3 protein-coding genes and 1 pseudogene (1 of these 4 only partly in view) are annotated in these 4818 nt (G+C 71.4%); all 4 read right to left on the reverse strand.

Going from position 1 to position 4818, the window contains the following annotated elements:
• Positions 1 to 242: 242 nt before the first annotated feature.
• On the reverse strand, positions 243 to 2654 hold the full coding sequence (locus E6G06_18875) for a beta-glucosidase (GenBank protein TML87026.1): 2412 nt from the start codon (positions 2652 to 2654) through the stop codon (positions 243 to 245).
• Entirely contained in the window at positions 2654 to 3451 is a 798-nt protein-coding gene (locus E6G06_18880) for a GNAT family N-acetyltransferase (GenBank protein ID TML87027.1), read from the reverse strand. The genes E6G06_18875 and E6G06_18880 overlap by 1 nt, the downstream gene beginning before the upstream one ends.
• Positions 3435 to 4562, reverse strand: a complete 1128-nt coding sequence (locus E6G06_18885) for an acyl-CoA dehydrogenase (protein ID TML87028.1) — start codon at positions 4560 to 4562, stop codon at positions 3435 to 3437. The genes E6G06_18880 and E6G06_18885 overlap by 17 nt, the downstream gene beginning before the upstream one ends.
• 17 nt (positions 4563 to 4579) lie before the next feature.
• Positions 4580 to 4818, reverse strand: a pseudogene (locus E6G06_18890) (hypothetical protein) (it continues 213 nt past the right edge of the window).

Below are 4818 nucleotides of genomic sequence, written 5' to 3' on the forward strand. Positions count from 1 at the left end.
ATCCAGGCCTTCGTGGTGGGCACCGGGGGCATCGGCTTCTACGCCTTCCGGGGCCTGGCCCCCAACAGCCTCACCCGCCAGGCCGACACCTTCGGGGTGCTCGACCTCACCCTCGGGAACGGCTCCTACAGCTGGAGCTTCGACCGGGCGGCGGGCGGCAGCTACACCGACAGCGGCTCGATGGCCTGTCGTTAGCCCGCGCTCGCCTTCTTGTCGTAGTCAACCGTCCTGAGGACGGCTTCCTACGACAAGAATGCGACGGGCTCGCTCACGATCACCTGAGTTGCGACGATCTCGCGCTGGCGGTAGCGGGCGACGTCGCCCGACAGCTCGGTGCTCGCAGTGGCGCGGACGTCGTGAGACGAGGCGCCGACCCGGAACGTCACCCGGCCGGGCTCGCACACGAAGCGCATGTCGGTGTCGTAGAACGCGAGCCGGCTGGGGTGGACGGTGAACGTCACGTCGCACGACGCACCCGGCTCGAGCGGCACCCGCGCGAAGCCCACCAGCTGGCGGTAGGGCCGAACCACCGACGCGACCTCGTCGGTGGCGTACAGCTGCACGGTCTCCGTTCCCGGTCGCGTGCCCGTGTTCGTCAACGTGACCGACACGGTGACCGGGTCGGCTGTCGTCGTCGCGTGCGCGCGCACGCGGTCGTACGCGAACGTCGTGTACGACAGACCGTGGCCGAAGGGGAACAGCGGGGCGGCGGGGGAGTCGGAGTAGTCGCCGTAGAACATGCTGCGCCCGCCACCGGTGAGGTGACCGTGGTGAACCGGCACCTGGCCGACATGGCGGGGGAGGCTGACGGGCAGGCGGCCGGACGCGTCGGTCACGCCCGTGAGCACGTCGGCCAGCCCGTGACCACCTTCTTCTCCGGGCGGCCAGAGCTGCACGAGCGCGGCAGCATGTCGGGCCACCCGCTCGAGCGTGTGCACCCGGCCCGACAGCACCACGACGACGGTGGGCGTGCCGGTCGCGGTGACCGCGTCGACCAGCTCGTCCTGGACGCCCGTGAGACGCAGGTCGACCGCGTCGCGCGCCTCGCCGACCGTGCATTCGGGGCGGAGGCCGGAGCGACCCGCCACCACGACCACCGCGAGGTCGGCGGCGCGAGCCAGCGCCACCGCTTCGTCGATTCCTCCGCGGTCATCGTCGCTCACGCCACAGCCCTCGGTATGCACGACGCGGGCCGCGCCGAACGCGTCGCGCAGGCCGGCGAGCGGTGTGACGTGGGGCGTGAAGTAGGGGCCGGGCGCGAACGCGCCACCCGCCTCCGGGAGAAAGGGCACGCCGGCCGGCTCCTGAGCCGCCGGCTCGCCAGGCGCACGCTGCTCAGGAGGAGAGCCGCCCAGGTACACGATCTCGACGTGCGCCGGGTAGTGGTAGTCGCCCTGCAGGAGCCGCTCGTCGTCGGCGCCGGGGCCGATCACCGCGATGGTGCCGATGTCGGGACGCAACGGCAGCACGCCGTCGTTCGTCAGCAACACGACCGACTCGGCCGCGGCGCGGCGGGCCAGCACCCGTTGGTCGCGCGTCTGGAACCGCGCCGGCGCCGCGCCCGCGTCCACGTAGGGCTGCTCGAAGAGCCCGAGCCGGAACTTGGCCGCGAGCACGCGGCTTACGGCTCGGTCGACCACCTCGATGTCGAGCCGGCCCGAAGCCATCTCGGCTTCGAGGTCGTGGAAGCAGTCGATCGCGGGCAGCTCCATGTCGAGACCCGCGGCGAGCGCCTGCGCGGCCGCTGCGCCCCGGTCGCCGGCGGTGTGGTGGTGGCTGACGAGCAGGGCCACGGAGAAGTAGTCGGCGACCACGACGCCCTCGAAGCCGAGCTCGTCGCGCAACAGGCCGGTGAGGATTGCGTGCGAGCCCGCGCACGGCAGTCCGTCGACCGAGCTGTAGGAGTTCATCACCGAGGCGAGCCCCGCATCGCGTATGGCGGCCGCGAACGGCTCGGCGAACGCCTCGCGGAGCTGCCTGGGTCCGACGTGGACAGGCGCATGGTTCATCCCGCCTTCGGGCAACCCGTAGGCGAGGAAGTGCTTGCCCGTGGCGACCACGCCGCCGCGGAGGTCGTCGCTCTGCAGGCCACGCACGTAGGCGACACCGAGCGCGCCGGCGAGCACCGGGTCCTCGCCGTACGTCTCCTCCACCCGGCCCCAGCGCGGGTCGCGCGCGACGTCGAGCACGGGCGCGAGCGACTGGCGCGCGCCGACCGCGAGCATCTGGAGCCGGATGACGCCGGCCACCTCCTCGACGAGCGAGGGGTCCCACGTGGACGCCAGCCCGATGGCCTGGGGGAAGACGGTCGCGTCGCGGGCACAGAAGCCGCCGGTCGATTCCTCGTGGACGACCACAGGGATGCCGAGGCGGGTCCGCTCCACGGCCACCCGCTGGATCTCGTTGGTGAGGTTGGCGATGGCCACCGGCCGCAAGCCGGTGGAGGCGCCGATGCGCGTCACCTGGCCGATGCCGTGGCGAAGCGTCTCGGCCGCGGCGTCGGGGTCGAACCGCTCGCCACTGACCAACGACGTGATCCAGAGGCAGCCGAGCTGGGCGATCTTCTCCTCGGGGCGCATCCGCGCGAGCAGGTCGTCGACTCGCTCGTCGACGGACAGTCGGGGGTCGCGGTAGGGGAGGTCGGCTGCGGGCATCAGCGGGTGTAGCTCCGCAAGACGCAGAAGGGCCGGAAGCCCATCGCTGCATACATGTGCATGGGAGTGTCGTCGGGATCGGCACCGATGAGCACCGGCCCCGCACCGCGGTTGCGCGCGTCGCCGACGGCGTGAGCGATGAGAGCGGTGGCGATGCCGCGCCGTCGGAACGCGGGAATGGTGAAGAGGTCCTCGACCTTGCCGACGCCGTTCGCACCGGGCCACGAGGAGAAGAAGGCGCAGTCGACGCCGTCCACTCTGGCGAGGAAAAACGCGAGGTCCGGTGCCTTGACCCGCTTGGTGGCGACCATCTGCGCGGTCACCATTGGCCCGACCGGCTCCCGGCTCGCCTTCTTCGCCTCCTCTTCGTGGTCGAGACGCGTGAGGTGCGCCACCGCCTCCCAATCTGCGTCGGACGAGACGGTGCGGATGTCGATGTCGGGCGGACGCGCGTCGAGCTCGCCTTCGAGGAGCAGCTGGAGCTCGCTCGAGCCCGTGTAGCCCTCGAGGAGCAGGCAGCCCTCGAACGCCGACGCGGTCCGCGGGTCGACCTTGAACGTGCGATGGTCGATGTCGGAGAAGAGCTCGTCGGCCCGTCGAAGGACGTCGTCGATCTCGAGCGGGGTCTCGGCGCGGACCGCCGTGCCGTGGTTGGCGTCGTAGATCCGGTGGCAGGCGAGGTTCCGGACGAACCTGGCGTGTGGCGTGACGACGACCTCGTTCCCCAGCTCGAAGTACCCGAGGAGCGTCGCGATCGAGCGGTCGAGCAGACCCGCGTCGTCAGGTGCCCGCGTCATCGAGCACATCGGTTGCGATCAGCTCTTCGAGGTAGCGGTCGTCCCACCACGACAGCTGCAGTTGCTTGGCGCGCCTGAAGTAGAGCTGGATGTCGTACTCGACCGTGAAGCCGACGCCCCCGAACACCTGTTGAGCCATCGCAGTGACGTCGCGGAAGGTGCGACAGGCGAACAGCTTTGCCATCGGCGCGAGACGCGCGTGCGACCGCCCGGCGTCGCGTGCCCACGCCGCCTCCCAGACGAGCGTCTCGGCCCCGTCGACAGCGGTGACCGCGTCGGCGAGGTAGTGGGCGATCGCCTGAAAGGCACCGAGGGGCTTGTCGAACTGGCGCCGGTCCTTGGCGTACTGCACGGTGATGTCGAGCGCCTGGCGAGCTCCCCCGACCGCCTGGGCGGCGAGCAGGATGATGCCGTCGTGCATCACCGCGTCCCACGTCGCCCAACCGCCGTCTGTCGCGCCGACGATCGTGTCGGAGCCGACGCGCACACCGTCGAATGCGACCTTGTACTGCGTGTCCGAGGCGATGGTGCGTTGCTGCTCGAGCGTGACGCCGTCCGCGCCCGGGTCCACCAGGAGGAGCGCGACCCCATCGTCGGTGCGCGCCAGCACGAGCAGGCGCTCGGCGGCGCGTGCGAACGGCACGTGCCGCTTGCTGCCGGTCAGCCGCCACCCGTCGCCGTCGGGCGTGGCGCGCAACTGTACGCCTTCGGGCCCGAAGCCGCGGCCCGGCTCGAGCCACGCGGGGGTGACGATCGCGTCGCCCGCGGCGATGGCGGGAAGCCTTTCCGTCCGTTGGTCGTCGGTGCCGGCCCGTGCGATCACGCCGCCGCTGATCACCGAGCTCACGAAGTGCGGCGAGGGCGCGAGCGCCCGCCCGAGCTCCTGGTACACGACGACCGCGTCGAGCATCGACATCCCGGAGCCACCCCACGCCTCGGGCAGTGTCAGGCCGAGCAGGCCCAACTCCGCCAGCTGCAGCCAGAACTTCTCGGGATAGCCGACGGGGTCGTCCTCCATCTGGCGGACGACGTCGAGGCCCGCGTGCTTGGTGCACACGCCTCGCACGGTGTCGCGCAGGAGCTCCTGCTCGGGCGTGAGGTCGAGGTCCATGTCGTGTTGCCTCCGGATCAGGGCTGCCAGCGTGCGCCGCGCCGGTCCCAGGGGTTGTCGTCGGGGCCCGTCGGGATGGCGACGCGCGCCGCGCACTCGGTGCAGGTCTGATCGCCCACGCGCAGGGTGACGTCGACCGCGACCCACGCGCAGCCCGTGGCGTCGACGTCGACCGAACGCACCACGCCCGACAGCACCATGGTGTCGCCGGGGAACACCGAGCCGGACATGCGGAACCGCATGCGCCCGAGACGGC

This window comes from Actinomycetota bacterium, assembly GCA_005888325.1.
Taxonomy (GTDB): domain Bacteria; phylum Actinomycetota; class Acidimicrobiia; order Acidimicrobiales; family AC-14; genus AC-14.

Excerpts from the sequence above, each read along its gene's own strand:
- E6G06_18875 (TML87026.1), bottom strand. The coding sequence starts at position 2,654 with ATGCCCGCAGCCGACCTCCCCTACCGCGACCCCCGACTGTCCGTCGAC.
- E6G06_18880 (TML87027.1), bottom strand. The coding sequence starts at position 3,451 with ATGACGCGGGCACCTGACGACGCGGGTCTGCTCGACCGCTCGATCGCG.
- E6G06_18885 (TML87028.1), bottom strand. The coding sequence starts at position 4,562 with ATGGACCTCGACCTCACGCCCGAGCAGGAGCTCCTGCGCGACACCGTG.